Consider the following 17875-nt stretch of genomic DNA (forward strand, 5'->3'; position numbering starts at 1 on the left):
TCCAACCTGCAATACAACTTGTAGGAGCTGACGAGTGAAACGAGGCTGCGATCTTTTGATCCGTTTTTTTAAACACAAGATCAAAAGATCGCAGCCTCGTTTCACTCGTCAGCTCCTACGGGCTCCTACGGGCTCAGGCTCCTGCGCGCAACCTTGTTCACAATTTTTTCACCATCGCCAACCACCGACTAAGCTTCAGACAAGTCCGATCAATCTGCGTGAATGGATCAGTCGACTATGGGCGCTTTGTGGCAAACCGATTCGAGTAAAACCGTGGTCCAGACTGAAGCTGTGGATGAAGCGCCGTCACCTGAAAAACCCCGTGGTTCGAAACATGGGTGGAAGGCTTTTTTCCTGTTGCTGTTGATTATCCTCATCGTCGTCGGCTTGGCGGCCGCCAAGGAAATGCGCACCTCGAAATTCCAGTCCAGGGAGGTCAGCAAGTACGCTGCGACGCTCAATTACGACCTGCAACCCGGTCCCAGCGAAGCCATTCGCTATCCCGGCGCGGGACCTTTTGACCTGCGCCTGGGCTACAGCTCCCTCGGGGAATTTCTACCACGCCTGATCAAGCGTGATTACGTGGTGAAGTCGCAAGCCCGTTTCTCCCAGGCATTGATGGACTACAGCGACAAAGGCTTTTTTGTCCCCTACGCGGAAAAAATCCAGGCCGGGCTGTCAATCACCGACTGCCGGGCGGCCCCCTTGTATCAATACAAATACCCGCAACAGTTGTACGCAAGCTTCGATGCGATTCCGCCAGTGGTGGTCAGCAGCCTGCTGTTCATCGAAAACCGCTTCCTGCTCGACCCGCGCCAGCCCCATGCCAACCCGGCGGTGGACTGGCCACGATTCGGCATGGCCGCCTGGTCGCAGGTTGCCAAATTGCTCCACATGCCCGGTCAGTCGGCAGGCGGCAGTACCCTGGCGACCCAGCTGGAAAAATACCGGCATTCGCCCGATGGCCTGACGGTGTCCGGTGCGGAAAAGATCCGGCAGATGATTTCAGCCACCGTTCGCGCGTATCAGGCCGGGCCCGACACCCTGGTCGCCCGGCAAAATGTAGTGCGTGACTACCTCAACAGCGTGCCCCTGTCCGCCGTACCCGGTCATGGTGAAGTGCACGGCATGGCCGAGGGGTTGCGCGTCTGGTACGGAGCCGATTTCAACCAGGCCAACCAACGCCTGGCCAGCACTCAAACGGATCCGCAAAGCCTGGCGGAGAAAGGCCTGGCCCTGCGCGAAATGTTATCGCTGATGATCGCCCAGCGCCGCCCTTCGCATTACCTGACCAAAGGCCACGATGAACTGGCCAGCCTCACCGACAGCCACATTCGCTTACTGGCGCAGAATGGCGTGATCGACGCGCCGCTGTCGGCCGCCGCACTGGCCAGCAAAGTCACCTATCGCGACTGGGCCACGCAACCGACTATCCAGCCGATCGAAACCAATAAAGGCATCAGCGTCGCCCGCAGTCGTCTTGGCGGCCTGCTCAACCGTCCGCTGTACGATCTCGACCGGCTTGACCTGTCGGCCACCAGTACCCTGCAAGGCGACCTGCAAACCCAGGCCACCGAGTACCTCAAGCACTTGGCCGACCCGGCCTTCGCCGCGCAAATCGGTCTGATGGGCGAACGCCTGCTGACCCCCACCAGCACCGCCCAGGTGCGCTACAGCTTCACCCTGTTCGAACTGACCCCGGACGGTTCCCGGGTACGAGTCCAGACCGACAGCACCGACCAGCCCTTCGACATCAACGAAGGCAGCAAGCTGGAGCTGGGCTCAACCGCGAAAATGCGCGTGCTGACGACGTATCTGCAAATCATCGCCGAGCTGCATGATAAATATGCCGCCATGACCGTGCCGGAACTGAAGAAAGTCGAGGTTCCGGACCAGGATCGCCTGAGCCGCTGGGCCATCGATTACTTCATTCAGAACAAGGACCGCAACCTGCAAACCATGCTCGGTGCCGCGCTTGATCGAAAATACTCCGCCAGCCCCGGTGAAGCCTTCTTCACCGGCGGCGGCTTGCACACCTTCAACAACTTTCGCAAAGAGGACAACGGACGCCTGCCCACCTTGCGCGACGCGCTGCGTGAGTCGATCAACCTGCCTTTCATCCGGCTGATGCGCGACCTGGTGCGCTATACCACCTACTCCGGTCCGAACAACAGCGCCGAATTGCTCAAGGACGACCGCGACCCCAGGCGCCAGGAATACCTGGCCGGTTTCGCCGACCGCGAAGGCACCTCGTTCCTGCTGAAGTTCTGGAAAAAATACAAGAACAAGGACACCCAGGCGCGCCTCGAAACCTTCCTCGACGGCATGCGGCCGACGCCGATTCGCATGGCCGCCGTGCATCGTTACCTGCTGCCGCAAGCCAGCCAGGAAAGCTTCAACAGCTTCGTCCGTTCGCACCTCAAAGGCGCCAAGCTCACGGAAAAACTGACGGACGAACGCCTCGAGCGGCTCTACGAAAACTATCGTCCTGGCGCCTATGATCTGCCCGACCAGGGCTTCATCGCCAAGGTCCACCCCCTTGACCTGTGGCTGATGGGTTACCTGCTGAACAACCCCGACGCCAAGTTCAGCCAGATCGTCAAGGCCAGCCAGTTCGAGCGCCAGGAAGTCTACAGCTGGCTGTTCAAGAGCCGACACAAAGGCGCGCGGGACAGTCGCATCCGCACCATGCTGGAGATCGAGGCTTTCCTCGACATTCACCAGCGCTGGCAGAAAGTCGGCTACCCGTTCGATCACCTGGTGCCCTCGCTGGCCACTGCCATTGGCAGCTCCGGGGACCGCCCGGCGGCGCTGGCTGAGCTGATCGGGACCATTCTCAACGACGGTGTGCGCATGCCGACGCTGCGCATCGACAGCCTGCACTTCGCGGCGAACACGCCCTATGAAACCAGCTTGATCAGTAATCCGGATGCCGGCAAACGGGTCATGCCAATCGAGGTTGCCAGGGCCATGCGCGAAGCCCTGTCGCAGGTGGTAGATGCCGGCACGGCCAAACGGGTCTCCGGTAGTTTCATCACGCCCGACGGCAAACCATTGGCCATGGGCGGCAAGACAGGCACCGGGGATAACCGTATCGAAGCCATCGGTTCGGGCGGGCGGATACTCAGTTCGAAGTCGATCAACCGAACGGCCACCTTCGTGTTTTTCATCGGCGATACCCATTTCGGCACCATGACCGCATTCGTACCCGGTCGCACGGCTGAAGCGTTCAAGTTCACTTCCGCCCTGCCGGTGCAGGTGCTCAAGGGCATGGCGCCGCTACTCACGCCCTACCTGCAACCGGGTAGCCAGACCCAGTGCCATCCGCCGGAGGTGACTCGTCTTTCTTCGAGCTAATCGCGATGGCCATTATCAAAACGAACGATCCGCTTAGCGACCGTTATCAGTGCCGTCAGGTAATTGTAATAATCCCCAGGGTCGGGGCTGGCACTTGCGTTATCTGCGCCCGTGGGAGCGGTGCCCGCTGCGTCCGTCGCGATCAATTGCTGACGCGTCAGGTCCAGGAAGGCGAACTCGCGCTCCATATCCAGCCCTTGCGTAAAACGAGCAGAGTATTCGTCACGCAGACGAACCGCGAAATCCAGCGCTTGCTGATAGCTGCCGTCGGGAGCCGCCTTCCCGATAAAAAGCGCTTCCTGAGTCTGCAGCATCAGGATGATATCGCGCTCGATGGGGCTGCACGCTGGCGTCCGTTTGCGCCTTGCCGGGCTCAGGGGCAGGCAATCGACTATCGGATCCAGACTGCTGGACAACTCGCCCACCGTGCGTGTTTTAAAACCCGGGCCCTGGGCAGGTGGCACTTGCAGGGTTTTGCCCTTCAGGATTTGAGTGTTAATCAATGCCAGCTTGTATTTCGGCAACCCGGGTAGGTTCCAGGCTGCATATTGTCCCGCCAGGGAAGTCGTACCAATGCTGCCATGCAACGCCGCGGTCAACAGGTCGATCGTGGGGTATGTAAAAATGCCAATATTCGGATCATAAAAATAATAACTGTCGTCCCCGAAGATATCAAACGTGACACCGATCAACATCGAATGGCTTCGCGAATCCATCACGAACACGCTATTGCTTCTAAGGCTCACCAGGTAAGTGAGAATTTTTTCCAGGCCTTATACGCCTCACGCATGCGCAATTCGAAACCGAATGCCGTGTGATAACGATCGGCATCGAACGCCTGTCCTTGATACAACGCTTCCTGCATGGCCTCTATCGCAAGCACATCGTCGGCAAACGGTGAACAGGCGGGCAAACCGCTGGAGCGTCCAATGACGGCTGGCACCTGGCTGCACGCCGGCGAATCATCCTGGCGACGGCACAGGTCCGCCATTGCGCGCAGGCGCTGATTAATGATCCACCCTTGTAGCGCTTTTCAAAGCGCAACCCGTTTCAAGAGCAGCCTCGCATCGCAGCTCACGGCTCCCACCAGGCAACCGTTCGTCGACCGCGATTGCTCCGCCATAAGATATATCTTACGCTCTATCTAAACCCGACAGAGAGCATGCATAGATGAAAGCCCCTCATTCCTCCCACCGCGAACACGGCGATGGCCGCGACGGTTTCGAGAAACGCCCTGGCCGCGAGCGCGGCGGGCGCGGTCCACGGGTATTCGCCCCGGGCGACCTGAAGCTGCTGCTGCTGGCGCTGATCGCCGAGCAGCCCTGTCACGGCTATGACCTGATCCGCCAGATCGAAGACCTGTTCGACGGTGCCTACAGCCCCAGCCCCGGGGTGATCTATCCGACCCTGACGTTTCTGGAAGAAAGCGAAATGATTCAGGGCGACGCCGGCGACGGGAAAAAAAGTTACCGCATCACCGAAGCCGGCCGCTTGTCCCTAAGCGAGCAAGCCGTGGCGCTGGGCGGCGTGCGCATGCGCATCGATGTCAGCAAACGCTCGTTGCGCGGCCATGACCGCCCCGCCGAAATTCACGAAGCGGTGCACAACCTGCGCCATGCCCTGCAACTGCACCACGGGCGCTGGAGCGCGGAAGAAATCGTCCGTGTCGCCAGCCTGCTCAATGACACCGCCAAAACCATCGTCGACGGCCCTGCCGTTCAAGCTGCCCGGGAGAAAGCCGAATGACTGCCGTCGATACCCCAACCATTCACCGCGTCATGCACGACATCAAACGCCGGCGCCTGGAAGTCCTGCGCGTGGTCGACCTGACGCCACGCATGCGGCGCATTACCCTGGGCGGGCCGGAACTGGCCGGCTTCGTCAGCCTCGGTACGGATGACCACGTCAAACTGCTGTTCCCACAGAACGCGGCAGAAACAGCGGCACTGGAAACCCTGGTACTCGGCGCCGGCAAAGGCGACGGGCCGATGCCGGCCATGCGCGACTACACCCCGCGTCGCTACGACCTGGATACGCTGGAGCTGGACATCGATTTTGTGCTGCATGGCGATGGCCCGGCCGCGACCTGGGCCGAACAGGCCAAGCCGGGGCAATTACTGCACATCGGCGGGCCACGGGCATCGATGATCGTGCCGGATATCTTCAACAGTTACCTGCTGATCGGCGACGAGACCGCCCTGCCCGCCATCGCTCGTCGACTCGAAAGCCTGGCGGCCAATCGGCGGGCACTGGTGATCGTCGAAGTGGAGAATGGCGCGGAGCAACAAAAGCTCGAAAGCCCGGCGCAGGTCGATGTGATCTGGGTGTTGCGCGAGGGTGGCAAGGACCACCTGTTGAGCACGGTCAAGCAACTGCAGGTACCTGCTGGCAACCTTTACGCCTGGGTGGCGACCGAGGCCAAAGTCTCGCGGCAAATTCGCCGGCTGCTGCTGGATGAGCATGGGCTGGACGATCAATTCGTCAAGGCGGCGGGTTACTGGCGGCGGGACAATACGGTTGATGAATGAAGATTGCACAGGGCATCGGATAACGCTGTCGTCGAAGAGTCGCTGACCTGCCGAGCCTTACCCGGGATTGCGGCAGGGGCTGAAGAACAAAAGATTGTCCTCATGTATCCGGCAGTTCGCCGGCGAATCCAGCCGCGCGCCTGCTGTGCCCCATCTCCAGGCCAGCAGTGACGCCCGGCCTGGATCAGCAGGCCGCCTGCGACCCGCTCAATGCGCGTTTTGTGCAAGTCGATGGCTCCCCCGCAAGCGATAACTCCGGTGCGCTGCACCTTCGCAGCGACCTGAGCGCTGCTGCGCCATCCCTCGGCGTATCGAGCACGCTTCAGAACCTGGATACCCATCACTGGAGAAGCGTCGCATGGGTTTTATTCCTCTCTTACGCCCGAGCATTTCTGTCACTGAAATAGCCAGCACCCTCAGGCAGGCTGTTTCCGGCGTGGCGGCGTTATTGCAAAGCGTCCGCGAGCCAGCGCTCCCCTTGGTACCGCTGATCACGACCCATCGCGGGGAGTCGTGGTATACGCCGGCCCCCAGGCAGGCATACGGCGCGCTGCTGATGTTGCTGTCGGCGCCTGATGGCTTGCACCCGCGTCTGCAATCGGCGCTGCTGGCCATTGTCGTGGCGCATTGGCAACACCTGACACGCGATACGCAGGTGGAGGAGCTCCTGACGGGCGATGCGGATGCGAAGCAGCCCCCTGGTGTTTTCCTGCGCACCGGGTGCCCCCTGGAAGAGAAGTACGGCTCGGTACTGACAGCAGCCATCAAAGCGCTGACTGCGGCGCTGGGCCGCGGTTGCACCCTGGAACAGGCGTACGACTCGGTGCTGACAAGCGCCCTGCGCGATGCGGTGTGGCAGGGCGGACCTTACGCCGGCGTCGATCCGGCCAGCAATCTGCTGCTCAATCACCTGGCGGTTGTTCAGGGCATGATGATTGAAAGGGACTTGAACAGTGGCAAGAATGCCTATACCGATTACCAGCAGTTACCCGAGCGGTTCGTCCAGCAACAGGCGAGCCTGGAAGACCGGTTGAGCCGAGTCGAACCGCAGGCGTTTGACCGTGAACAATTTGTTCAGTACCGCCAGCTCAACCAGTGGCTGCATCGCCATGAGTGGTCCGTGCAGTTGCCCGTCGGGGTGGCGCAGCAGATTAGCCATTGGCTGTTGCGCCACTGCCTGCCGTCCACGGCGGTGGCCAGGCAACTGAGCAATTATTGCCAGGGGCAGGTGAGTGCGCAGGCCCTCGGTGAAAACTGGCAAGCGAACTGGTCACAGCTGCAACAAGCCTCCACATTCAGCCAGTTTCTCGAGGGCGTCAATAAAGCGCTGGAACAGGGGGTGCTGACCCCGGTCACGGTGCTTTACGGCCTGAGCAACCTCTACAACACGGCGGTGCCGTTGATTCCAGTGAGCCTGATGGTCGCGGCGATGGTCGGTTGGGGTCAGGACACGTTCGCCGGCCAGCTAAGCAAATTTTTCGGCAGCCCCTCGTCGGAGATCCCGCGCATCCTGCAGGAGCTGGGTCGACTGAATGGCAATTGCGCAAGCCTCATGCAGTGCGCGCAATCGGCGTCAAGTTCGCTGCCTGAGTGGCTGAACCCAGCGTCCGTGCCGCTCGGGACAACACAAGCGGTTGATAACCCTGGTGCACGAGCGCAGCGCAACGCCGACCAGCATCTACTCGAGCAAGGTGGCGCACAGCGCTGGGGGCACGACTTGCCGCCTGGCGTTACCGAGCCGCCAGCCACCTCGAACGGGGCGCGGCCGACGGGCATCATGCAGGCCGCTCAATACGTGGCTCAACGTGTCGTCAGCGGTACCGTCAGCTTGCTCTGGAAAACCAGTTCGTCCGACGTGTGCGAGAAGACAGATGTCGAGACGCCGCTTTGTCAGGCCTCAAGCGCGGTGTACCAGCCGACCACCGCGCCCATTGCCGCAGCGGGCCAGCATTGGCCAGCACTGGGGACCGGCCTGGGCATTGTCGCTGCCAGCACAGTGGGCGGGGCGGGAACATACGCGCTGTACCAGGCCATAACCGCCAATCCCGATCCCCGGCCTGGCAGCGAGCCGGTATTTGCACCGCCTCCACTGCATGAACAGATCTTGCTTTATAAGCTGAAAAACCATTGGCACATCGGGCCCGGGGGCACGCTGATGTCCAGCTGGGAAAAGCTGGTGTCTGACTGGGAGACGCTCAGGACGAGTCCCGCCGCACCCGATGCCAATGCGCAACAGGTCTGTGTCAGCACCCTGCTGTACCAGGATTTTGGCCCGTCGCTGGCGCCGCTACTGGGCACTGCTACGCCCGGGTTCGACGCCGACTTCGAGGAATTCGATGCCCTTGAAGACCCCGCGCCAGTGCGTCATCGGCGTGCCCTGCCGGCCCAGGCCGGGACGGGCCCGCAGGCGGCTAGGCAGGCCGTGGTCGAGGAAGTCATCGCCTTGCTCGATCAGCCACCGTCCCGTGAGCAACAAGAAGATCAGCGGTTACAGCAAGAGCGCTTGCGCGAACTGCAGAGCGACCTGCCGGCCGAGCACTGGCTGCACGCCGCAAGTGCCGACGAACAGGCGCTGTGGCTGACGACCGTGCAAACCCAGGAAGAACGTTACGAGCGCCTGGCTGAGCTGAAGTATGACTCGCTGCGGCAATTCGAGACGCAACGCCAGCCCTTGCAGCCAGCCTTGGCCGAAGCCTTTAAAATCGAGCTGCAACGGGCCGTGCTGGAAAGCAAGTTCAAGGGCTACTTGAGTGGCGATTCGTATATTCCGGGACTGCAGGTGATGACGGCGGCGCTTAACGACGACCCGCAGGTCGAGGTCGGCAGCCTGCAGCTGTCTGTCGGCGAGGGCGCGGATGCTGTCCTGCTGACCTTGCCGCAATTGCTGGTGTTTACCTTGCGTGATGCCCGCGGCGCGGAGGCCGGCGTGGTGTTGTACCGCCCTGAAGAGCGGCGGGTGCAGCCGTTCAGTTCGCAGCAGGAGATGTTCCAGCACCTGGATCACAAGCGCATGCGCCAGTCCCTGCATGCCGAGGTCCAGCCACCGGCAACGCCAGGCCCCGCTGCCAGTCGCCCAGCCTCACAGGCCGCGCCCGATCCTGCCCTCAAACCATTGCCCGAACTGGCCCTGGAGGCCGCATTACCCTCACAGCGGGCCGTGTTACGGCGAGCCTTCGCTGAACTCGGGCAACGCCCGGATGCCTGGACACCTGAACACTTGCCGGTCCGCACCTACCCCGGCGCCAGCCTGCAGGCAAAGCTTGAAGACCACGCCGCAGTGTGGCTGGACAGGGAGCAGGCACGGTTGCAAAGGCTGGACGCAAACCCTGAGCTCGCCCGCCTGAGCGCCGACGCCGCACACAGCGAACAGCAAACAGCAGCCTTCATCGACGAGTACCTGCCCACGTTGCGCGCGTTCACCTGGCGCAACGAAACCCGGCAATTGACCAAGGTCCTGCGCAAGCAGGGCGGGCTGGCGAGCAATGCCACCGTCGATGCCGACGCCGTCCTGATCACCTTCAATCACCAGACCCTGAGCTGGACCGATTGGGTCCTGGAAGGCTACCGCAAACACGGCGATAACCCGTTTGCGTCCAGCAACAACTTCCTCGCCGATGCCCGCTTCAAGCACGAGGATCCGGCCGTGGTCCAGGCACTGGGCAGCCCCGGCGTCAAGCAGAGCGTCCAGCAGCATCTGCGCGCCAGCTACGCGGGCGATCAGTACGTCAAATACCTGGAGCAATGGCGCGAGCCCAACGACCTGCGCGGGAAGAAATTCGGCGAACTGAAAACGGCCTTGATCGAGCAGCAACTGCGGGGGACGCTGGAGCAGGCGCGAGTCGATGGGATGATCGACTCGTACACCGCCGCAGAGTTCAAGACCCTGTTGGACGGCCTGCCCACGGTCACGGTCACGGGAACGGCCAGCCTGCAGACATTCCAGGTCGACGGGCGGCGGATTCCCGAGGTGCTGGTGTTGTCGTTGCGCCAGCGTGCTACGGGACTGCGCACCGCTGAAGCACGACGCAGCGATTACGTGTTTTTACAGGGGCCTTACGGCCTGGAACTGCTGAAGCTCTCGGACTACCAGCGACTGATAACAACCCCTGGCGCGTACTACGACGATTTGCTGGCACGCACCTTGATAAGGGACAAGACGATCATCGACGCGGTCCAACGCGGCCAACGCGACACCGGGGTGGCCAGCGCCCCGATCACCGACTTTACCCAACTCGTCGGCGACCAGTGGTTGCAGGACGGTATCGACAATATCCGCGAGGCCACCACCAGCCGCCACGAGGTGATAGCCGAGCAAATGGTCAAAGGCCTGCGGGGCGCGGCCGGCGGGGTCTGCATCGCGGGCAGCCTGGGAACCGCAGTGGTGAGCTGCGGGGCACTGACCTTGGGGTTGAGCGGCTATGACATTAGCAATGCGGTGCACCACTTCAAGCGTGGCCAGCTTAACGAAGGCTTGGAGCAGTTGATGTTCCTGGGACTGGATGGGCTGGATGTTGCCCCGGCCTTGCGCATAGGCGGGCGCGCACTCATGCGTAGCGGGTTGTTGCGTGCGGTCGACAAGTGGCGCCCCAACAGTCCCTCCGAAGTCCTGCGACACAGCACAGCCTTCACTCCGCTGGGCCTGCTCAACGACGCCCTGGCGTGCAGCGATGTGCCCCTGGACCAGTTGCAGAAACTCCCCTCACCTCCGGGCAAGGCCGCTGACGGCACCTTCTATAACCATGAAGGCAAGGTCTATATCACGAGTCTTTTCCAAAACCAGCGCCTGGTGTACGAAGTGAAATCCGACAATGCCTGGGCGACGGTGCGCGTGCGCGATCCGCTACAGCCGCATGGGCCGGGCGAGCCGGTGCATTATCGCGACGATCACTGGCGGGCCGACAAAGGGGGCTTGCGGGGCGGGGGCGTGGGGGCGTCGAGTCCCAGGAGCCCGGAGCAATTGCAGGAGTTTTTGCAACTATTCAACCTTATTGACCATCAAGGCAATCTTAATGCTGGAATCCATAATACGTTGAAGAAGGCGTTTCTTGAAAAAACCATGATTCCGCGACACTTTAACCTTTTTTTAAGAGATAGGCAGAATGTCTCGCAAGTATTTGGATTGCTGGGTGTGTTACCTCCCACCGGAAAAAAAATAGATAGCACTACCGGCAAAACATTGCTCAAGTCGTTTGATTTCTCGACGGCGCCCAAAGGACATACCTTGGGGCAATGGTTGGCTTACGACTGGCGGAAAAGCGCTGAGTTGGAACGTCGAAGGGCTTGGCCGATCTGGGCTGTCAAGTACAGCAGGTCCGAAGCCAAACTCGACCTGTACTCCGCATTGCAATTGCTGAGTGTCGAGAAGGAAGCGTTTCCCAGCGAGGACATTGCACGTGCTTACCTGAGGCAATTTGATGTCCTGGACCCGATGTCGCGTAATCGCCTGATTGCGAATCGGGTCCATGGCCACGATGGCCCTGACTTTATTGAGCAATTTCCCGAGCGCGCAAGGGTTCGCGCAAAGATCCAGATACTCGCCAGGACTGCCGACTTTGCTGACGAAAAAGCTGCGCGCAACTACCTGAGAAAATTCTCATTCCCGAACACGAATGACGGCCAGATATTGAAAATGGCATTGCTGTCAGATCGAATAGAGGGCGGCAGGACACCCGTATGGGCCGGTGAATTTTTGGAACATCAGGGCTGGAAGCGATACAAGGTTGCTCCCAGGGATACTAACATTGGGCGTGAGAGGGACTTGCATATTGTGCTAAATAACGAAGGCATGTTTTCCCATCCATCGCAAGTTTACGCCTATATGTATTCATTCAAAACCATAGATGACAACGGGGATATATTGTGGGATCTGCGAGAAGAACTGGTCCTTGACAAACTATTGGAACGAGACCGCCGCCCGGTATGGGCGTTCATGCATGCAGTGCCCTCAGCGGTGATGACGCTCTACAAGAGTGAAGATATCCCTGCGAATCTGAAGACTCTCAAAGTAATACTTGGTGAAGGATGTGAGACACATGTTCGCTTGCCCGAGGATATGCCCACCGTGCTAAACATTGATATTCAGGCCCTCCGGGGTGCGGCAAGCGGAACTGAGTTTACGGTGACCCTCCCGCAAAGAGCACGGCAGCTGAACGAACTGAAATTCAACAATGTTCGGTTCCGGCTTCCGTCAGTGCAGCTAAATGCGAAGGATATGCCTGAATTAAAAAAACTCACCATTACGGCTTGCAGTGAAACAAAAAGCATCGACTTGCGCGAAATGTCCAATCTGCAACGCATAGACATTAGCTCAAATGCGCAGTTATCCGACTTTCACACACCCGAGGTTTGGTCAAATGTAAGGCATCTGAGAATTTCAGGTAATCCGAGGCTGTCCTTGGGCGCGCGACATATTCCACGGCAACTACCAGAATTACGGACACTGCTTCTCGAAAACAATAACCTGAGAGAAGACTTGTCCGTGATGGAAACGTTGCATGCGCAAAATCTGCAACATCTGGATCTTAGAGGCAATCATTTACACGATCTTACTCCATTATCGGGGTTCGAACATTTGGACAGTCTGGAGCTGGCATCGAACGACTTCACGACGATTCCGGCATCTATTATGGACCTGAGCCCTCGCGTCAATGTCAACTTGCTCAACAACCGCTTCAGTGATCGTATTCAGCGGCAATACGAAGACGCCATGGCGGCTCCGGGTTATTCCGGTCCGAGACTGCGCTTCGTTCAAGACGATGACTCCGCGGTGGGGCTGGCGCGGCCAACCAGCGATGCAGTGTCGGCTTGGTACTCACCGGGCGAGGGGGAAAACGAGAAAGCCCTGTGGCTTGCCCATGACCATGAAGTACATGCGCAGCAATTCTCCGCCTATCTGGATAGATTGCACAGGTCGCGCAGCTCCGACATTGAGGTATTCAAAGAAGAGGTGCCGGCATTGCTAAAAAAACTGAGAACCGATGATGATTTGCGCGAGCGGATGTTTCTACTGGCGGATCAAGCCACTGCAACTTGCGATGACAGAGTTTCCTTGATATACAATAAAATGCAGGAACTGGAGCTATTATCCGACGTCACCAAGGGCAACTTCGACAATACACCCGACACACTTAAGTTGAAGTTACTCAACCTGTTTCGACTGCAGAAACTTGATAAATTTGCACAGATATTTATCAACAAAGCAATCCATAAAAATGAGTATATCGACGAGATCGAGGTTTACCTGGCATTGAGGGAGCAACTGCATCAGGATCTTGACTTGCCTGGAAAAACCTCCCACATGCTTTATCTTCCATCTTCCCGTTTGCAACCGGCAGACTTTGCCGACGCTAAAGCTTACGTATTGGACAACGAGAAAAAGACGAACGGCGGGTTTGATTCCTACTTGCTCAATTCAGAAGCGATGCGTGAGGTTCTGAAACGTCAGTTCCCGCAGGAGTATGAACAGGCCAGTGAGCACTTGAATGAGCTGATACTGGACACCGAGACCGGGGACTATGCGAAGGTTAGAGCCGCGATGCTCGCAGACAGAGGATTATCGGTAGAGGATGCGGATGCAGTGCGTAACGTTGAACCTGCTGTCATGGAATCGTTTTACAAAAAGTTTTACGGACCGCTGATGGACAGGTTTTTCAAGCCTGCCCGGTAACCTCGAACTCGCCGGCGTCGCTACGACGTCGGCGACCTGGGTCAAGCGCGCTCACTTGCAACGGGCGACCTTTAAAGGTTTGGTTCATGGTGCGTTGGCAAACCAGTCACTCTACGGTGGCTGGTTCTGCGTTCAAACCTGCGAATCCCAGATAACCGTGACAGTGCCGGAATACGTCGTTCCGGTCTGCATCGACGGGAATGCACTGGCCGGGATTTCAAAAGACAGGCTCCCCATCGCTCCTGAAACGTATTTGGAGACGCTAAATTTTCTGGGTTTCCACGCGGAGAGCCTATAACTGAATTCCGAGCCTCCGGCTTCATCCATAACGCCTTCAGGAGGGTAGAAAAAAGTACCGAGTTTTATAATTTTGCCTGTGCTACTTTTCAAACCGCAGTCACCTATCAAGGGCACCTCGCATTGCAATTTCACGGTGAACGGTGAAGAAGCATCGAGAAGGAATTCAGTTTTACCATGCAACAATGTTGGCGGTCGCCCAGTGCTCTCCCAGTGATCCCAGCCACCTGGAGGGAGAAGCACCACTTTATTGCCACCCACAATAAAAACCCGCAACACGTGGGTGACTCTCAGCGAGACCTTCACCTCGATCAAGGCCTTATAGGGTTTTAAAAAATAACCAGGATCAAACTCAGATGCTACATTATAAAAAATGACCCCCTCATAAAGACCTGCATCCATTTCATAAGGGTTGGGTGTATCGATCTCATAAATAAAATTCATCGAATCGAGAAGCAGCCTGGGAAGGCTGAACATTGTTTTTTTGCCACAGACCGAACCCTCCGGGCCGTACCAGAAAAAACTGTAAAAACCCATCGACATTCCCGAGTCAAGGCCAGGGATAGCGCGACATGGCGCATTGACAGCCTCAAACCATCCACCTGCCCACAGAGCCTTATGCCCCTCAGGGGGGGGTTTACCCGTGAGCGACAATACGGTCGCAGGACTAAGGTCATATCGGGCACCTACCCCGCGTATATGAAGTGTGACCGAGTATTCTTTTCCGTTAGCGCCTTTTACCCAGAACTTATTGGGTGACGGCATCCTGAACTGGATCGTATTTGCGCGAAAGTCATAGATGGGCCCACTGTCAAAGCGAACATTGACTTGCGAGCTTCCTGTATTCGGTGCGGCGCACTTATCCGGTTGCTGCGCGCAGATCCCAGTGATAGCCGATTTGTTAGTGAACATTTTATTGTTGGGGTTGCCAGCGTCTGGAACAAACTCAAAATCAAGATCAACATCAGCCGCACAGGCTGTCCCTGCAGCGCCCGCAAGGACAGCTACCAGTAACCCTCGAAGAAGTATTGAAGTAGAAACACGCGACAGGTCCATTTATCTTGCTTTCCTTTAAGTATTAAATACGACACCGACCGCCATTAATCAGTGCTTTCTTAGGGATGCAATTCTGACTGCAAAGTTAATGAGCAATCGGAAATCCGCCTGTGCATCTGCAATGAACGAACGACACTTATAAATAGACACGCCGCCCAATCAAGCGACATAGGAATACTCCCATTTTTTCAAAGCGAATCCGCACGCACCGTCATTATGGGCTGTTACGTAGCAACCTATTCAGGAGTTTTCATGTTGCCAAAGGTGCTGTCAGCGACGCCGATCCAACCACAATACGGCCAACGCGCTCGCCACGAACCCGGCCAATACTCCACTGGCGTTGATCAGCACTTGTGGGTAACCCAACGTGTCCACATTGATGAACGGATAGGGGTACACCGCCAACGCGTGTCCGCGAAACAGCACATACACGAAGTAAATGATCGGGTAAATCACCCACAGGCCAATGTGCCGCAGGCACAACGTGCCCTTGGGTACGCATAACCACCAATAGGCCAGGTACAGCAACGGCATCACGTCGTGCATCAGTTCGTCGGCCAGGAACTGCCAGCCTTCGGGGTGCCACAGATGTCGCAGCAACAGGCTGTACGCCACCCCGACCACGATGATGCTTACCATCACCCCGCTGCTCACCCACGGTTGCAGGAACCAGCGTCGCGTGGCTGATTCACGGGAAGTCAGCTCACAGGTCAGGACCGTGGCCACCAAGGTGTTGCTCAGCACGGTGAAATAACTGAAGAAGCTCACCAGCCCACCCATCAGACTGGCCTCGAGGGTGAAGCGCGAATAGAGAATCAGGTACAGCTGAATGCTCAGCCCCGACCAGCCAAGCACGGCTGCCACGGCGACGAAACGTCGCCTTGCCACGGCTTGGCCAAGCCTGTTCAAAGCGGTCGCTTGGTGCGCATCAGCCTGATGTACAACTGCTCGACTTTTTCCCGCGCCCAGGGGGTTTTGCGCAGGAACGTCAGGCTCGACTTGATGCTTGGATCGCTCTTGAAGCAGCGAATGTCGATACGCTCGGCCAGCCCCGACCATTCATAGTGCTCGACCAGGGCATTGAGGATCTGTTCCAGGGTCACGCCGTGCAGCGGGTTGTTGTTCTGTTCGGTCATGCCGGGCCTTTGCGCGAAGAAAGAATAAAAAGAAGCCGCGCACCTTAGCCGACGGCTTCAATGGGTGAAAGGGTTGAGTTAACTGTAGGCCAAGCAGAAAAGATCGCAGCCTTCGGCAGCTCCTGCGGTTTGCCGTACTCGCCTGACTCGCGATGCGCCGGGTGACTGCTCCCACAGGGTTGCTTTTGCCTGTTAAACCTCTGCGGCGAGAGGTCGCACACGACTGTTACCAAATCCGAAAGGATGCATCTCAGCGAAAGCCCTTTCTCTATTTGTAACAGAACATTATCCTTACGCCCTTCCCGGCTGAAACGCTTCTGCTGCCTGCTCCACCCTTGCGCCTTTCAGTTCACCCCCCAGAAAAAGATCAAAGAAATTTTTCCCATGCCCTATTTGCACGTTTCGCAAGACAGCGCTGTCTGCGCACCTGTCGCCCGCCTGAAAATGCTCCACCTGATCGGCGGCTTCACCGCGATGAGCCTGGTTACCTGTGCCCAGGCCGCTCCAGCCTTCGATAGCGAATCGCCCTGGATGCTGGGTGACTGGAACGGCAGCCGCACCGAGCTTGCGGAAAAAGGCTATGACTTCAAGGTCGATTACACTGGTGAAATGGGCAGCAACCTGCACGGTGGCTACGACCACGATCGCACCGCGCGCTACAGCGACCAGTTCGGGCTCGGCACGCACCTGGACTTGCAGAAGATTCTGGGTTGGAACGACGCCGAGTTCCAACTGACTATTACCGAACGCAGTGGCAACAACATCAGCAACGACCGCATCAATGACCCGCGCGTCGGTGGTTTCACTTCAGCCCAGGAAGTCTGGGGACGTGGACAGACCTGGCGCCTCACGCAGATGTGGTACCAGCAGAAATTCTTCGACCAGAAGCTCGACATCAAGGCCGGCCGCTTCGGCGAAGGCGAGGACTTCAACAGCTTCCCGTGCGACTTCCAGAACCTGGCGTTCTGCGGCTCCCAGGTCGGCAACTGGGTCGGTGGCATCTGGTACAACTGGCCGGTCAGCCAGTGGGCCCTGCGCGTCAAATATCACCTGACGCCAGAGTTGTACGCGCAGGTCGGGGCGTACGAGCAGAACCCGTCCAACCTGGACCGCAACAATGGCTTCAAGCTCAGTGGCAGCGGCACCCAGGGTGCGATCCTGCCGGTGGAGCTGGTGTGGTCACCCAAGGTCAATGGCCTGCCAGGCGAATACCGCGTCGGCTATTACTACAGCAACGCCAAGGCCACCGATGCCTACAAGGACAGCAATGGCCAGCCGGCAGCCCTGAGCGGCGAGGCCTACCGCAGTGCTTCGAGCAAACATGGCCTGTGGCTTGGCGTGCAGCAGCAACTGACCAGCCGTGCCAGTGACAACTCCCGGGGGCTGAGCGTGTTCGCCAACGGCACGATGCACGACAAGAAAACCAATGCCATCGACAACTATGTCCAGGCCGGAGTCGTCTACAAGGGCCTGTTCGATGCACGGGCCAAGGACGATATCGGTTTCGCCATGGCGCGGGTGCACGTCAACCCGGCTTATCGCAAGAACGCCGAGGCGACCAACCAGGCTCGCGCCGTGTCCGACTTCGACGATCCGTCCTACCTGCCGCCGCAGGACACCGAATACAGCGCCGAACTCTATTACGGCGTGCACGTCACCCACTGGCTGACCGTGCGCCCGAACCTGCAGTACATCCGCCACCCGGGTGGAGTGGACCAGGTCGATGACGCACTGATTGGCGGGATCAAGATCCAGTCTTCGTTCTGAACGACACCCTAACCCCACTGTAGGAGCGAACTTGCTCGCGATGGACCCGAGAACACCGCAGGGCACCA

Annotated in this window: 10 protein-coding genes; 5 read left to right on the forward strand and 5 right to left on the reverse strand. The window is 58.4% G+C overall.

Translation table 11 applies throughout. The features are described from left to right. Positions 1-237: 237 nt before the first annotated feature. Positions 238-3357 carry a transglycosylase domain-containing protein gene (locus EQV97_RS18615; RefSeq protein ID WP_240889458.1) on the forward strand — a complete coding sequence of 1040 codons (3120 nt, stop codon included), beginning with the start codon at positions 238-240 and terminating at the stop codon, positions 3355-3357. On the opposite strand, the gene EQV97_RS18620 is transcribed toward EQV97_RS18615, so the two are convergent. Both EQV97_RS18620 and EQV97_RS18625 read right to left on the reverse strand, forming a co-directional pair. Further along, entirely contained in the window at positions 3354-4082 is a 729-nt protein-coding gene (locus EQV97_RS18620) for a hypothetical protein (RefSeq protein ID WP_240889460.1), read from the reverse strand. The genes EQV97_RS18615 and EQV97_RS18620 overlap by 4 nt on opposite strands. 17 nt (positions 4083-4099) lie before the next feature. Continuing rightward, positions 4100-4348, reverse strand: coding sequence for a hypothetical protein (locus EQV97_RS18625; RefSeq protein WP_240889462.1), 249 nt, complete (start codon positions 4346-4348; stop codon positions 4100-4102). Positions 4349-4527: 179 nt separating this feature from the next. Between EQV97_RS18625 and EQV97_RS18630 the strand changes: the two genes are divergently transcribed. The 3 genes from EQV97_RS18630 (at position 4528) to EQV97_RS18640 (ending at position 13551) form a co-directional block, all read left to right on the forward strand. Further along, positions 4528-5103 carry a PadR family transcriptional regulator gene (locus EQV97_RS18630; RefSeq protein ID WP_240889464.1) on the forward strand — a complete coding sequence of 192 codons (576 nt, stop codon included), beginning with the start codon at positions 4528-4530 and terminating at the stop codon, positions 5101-5103. Continuing rightward, positions 5100-5885 carry a siderophore-interacting protein gene (locus EQV97_RS18635; RefSeq protein WP_240889466.1) on the forward strand — a complete coding sequence of 262 codons (786 nt, stop codon included), beginning with the start codon at positions 5100-5102 and terminating at the stop codon, positions 5883-5885. Before EQV97_RS18630 ends, EQV97_RS18635 begins: the two co-directional genes overlap by 4 nt. A gap of 358 nt (positions 5886-6243) precedes the next feature. Continuing rightward, positions 6244-13551 (forward strand): NEL-type E3 ubiquitin ligase domain-containing protein, encoded by a 7308-nt coding sequence (locus tag EQV97_RS18640; RefSeq protein WP_240889467.1) that lies wholly within the window; start codon positions 6244-6246, stop codon positions 13549-13551. A gap of 132 nt (positions 13552-13683) precedes the next feature. On the opposite strand, the gene EQV97_RS18645 is transcribed toward EQV97_RS18640, so the two are convergent. The 3 genes from EQV97_RS18645 to EQV97_RS18655 all read right to left on the reverse strand — a co-directional run bounded on the left by EQV97_RS18645 (position 13684) and on the right by EQV97_RS18655 (position 16040). Further along, positions 13684-14904 carry a hypothetical protein gene (locus EQV97_RS18645; RefSeq protein ID WP_240889470.1) on the reverse strand — a complete coding sequence of 407 codons (1221 nt, stop codon included), beginning with the start codon at positions 14902-14904 and terminating at the stop codon, positions 13684-13686. Between the two features lie 270 nt (positions 14905-15174). Continuing rightward, a complete protein-coding gene (locus tag EQV97_RS18650) occupies positions 15175-15792 on the reverse strand; it encodes a Pr6Pr family membrane protein (RefSeq protein ID WP_240889472.1) in 618 nt (205 codons plus the stop codon). 17 nt (positions 15793-15809) lie between these two features. Continuing rightward, positions 15810-16040 (reverse strand): VF530 family protein, encoded by a 231-nt coding sequence (locus tag EQV97_RS18655; RefSeq protein WP_045058041.1) that lies wholly within the window; start codon positions 16038-16040, stop codon positions 15810-15812. Between the two features lie 384 nt (positions 16041-16424). On the opposite strand from EQV97_RS18655, the gene EQV97_RS18660 reads away from it, so the two are divergent. Beyond that, the gene (locus EQV97_RS18660) at positions 16425-17807 is read left to right on the forward strand and encodes a carbohydrate porin (RefSeq protein WP_276614316.1); all 1383 of its coding nucleotides are present in this window, start codon (positions 16425-16427) and stop codon (positions 17805-17807) included. Positions 17808-17875: the final 68 nt, after the last annotated feature.

This window comes from Pseudomonas sp. TMW22090 (assembly GCF_022496665.1).
In the GTDB taxonomy this organism is placed as follows: Bacteria; Pseudomonadota; Gammaproteobacteria; order Pseudomonadales; family Pseudomonadaceae; genus Aquipseudomonas; species Aquipseudomonas gregormendelii.

Coding starts and splice junctions, on each gene's coding strand:
- EQV97_RS18615 (WP_240889458.1), top strand. CDS start 238: ATGGGCGCTTTGTGGCAAACCGATTCGAGTAAAACCGTGGTCCAGACT.
- EQV97_RS18625 (WP_240889462.1), bottom strand. CDS start 4,348: ATGGCGGACCTGTGCCGTCGCCAGGATGATTCGCCGGCGTGCAGCCAG.
- EQV97_RS18630 (WP_240889464.1), top strand. CDS start 4,528: ATGAAAGCCCCTCATTCCTCCCACCGCGAACACGGCGATGGCCGCGAC.
- EQV97_RS18635 (WP_240889466.1), top strand. CDS start 5,100: ATGACTGCCGTCGATACCCCAACCATTCACCGCGTCATGCACGACATC.
- EQV97_RS18640 (WP_240889467.1), top strand. CDS start 6,244: ATGGGTTTTATTCCTCTCTTACGCCCGAGCATTTCTGTCACTGAAATA.
- EQV97_RS18645 (WP_240889470.1), bottom strand. CDS start 14,904: ATGGACCTGTCGCGTGTTTCTACTTCAATACTTCTTCGAGGGTTACTG.
- EQV97_RS18655 (WP_045058041.1), bottom strand. CDS start 16,040: ATGACCGAACAGAACAACAACCCGCTGCACGGCGTGACCCTGGAACAG.
- EQV97_RS18660 (WP_276614316.1), top strand. CDS start 16,425: ATGCCCTATTTGCACGTTTCGCAAGACAGCGCTGTCTGCGCACCTGTC.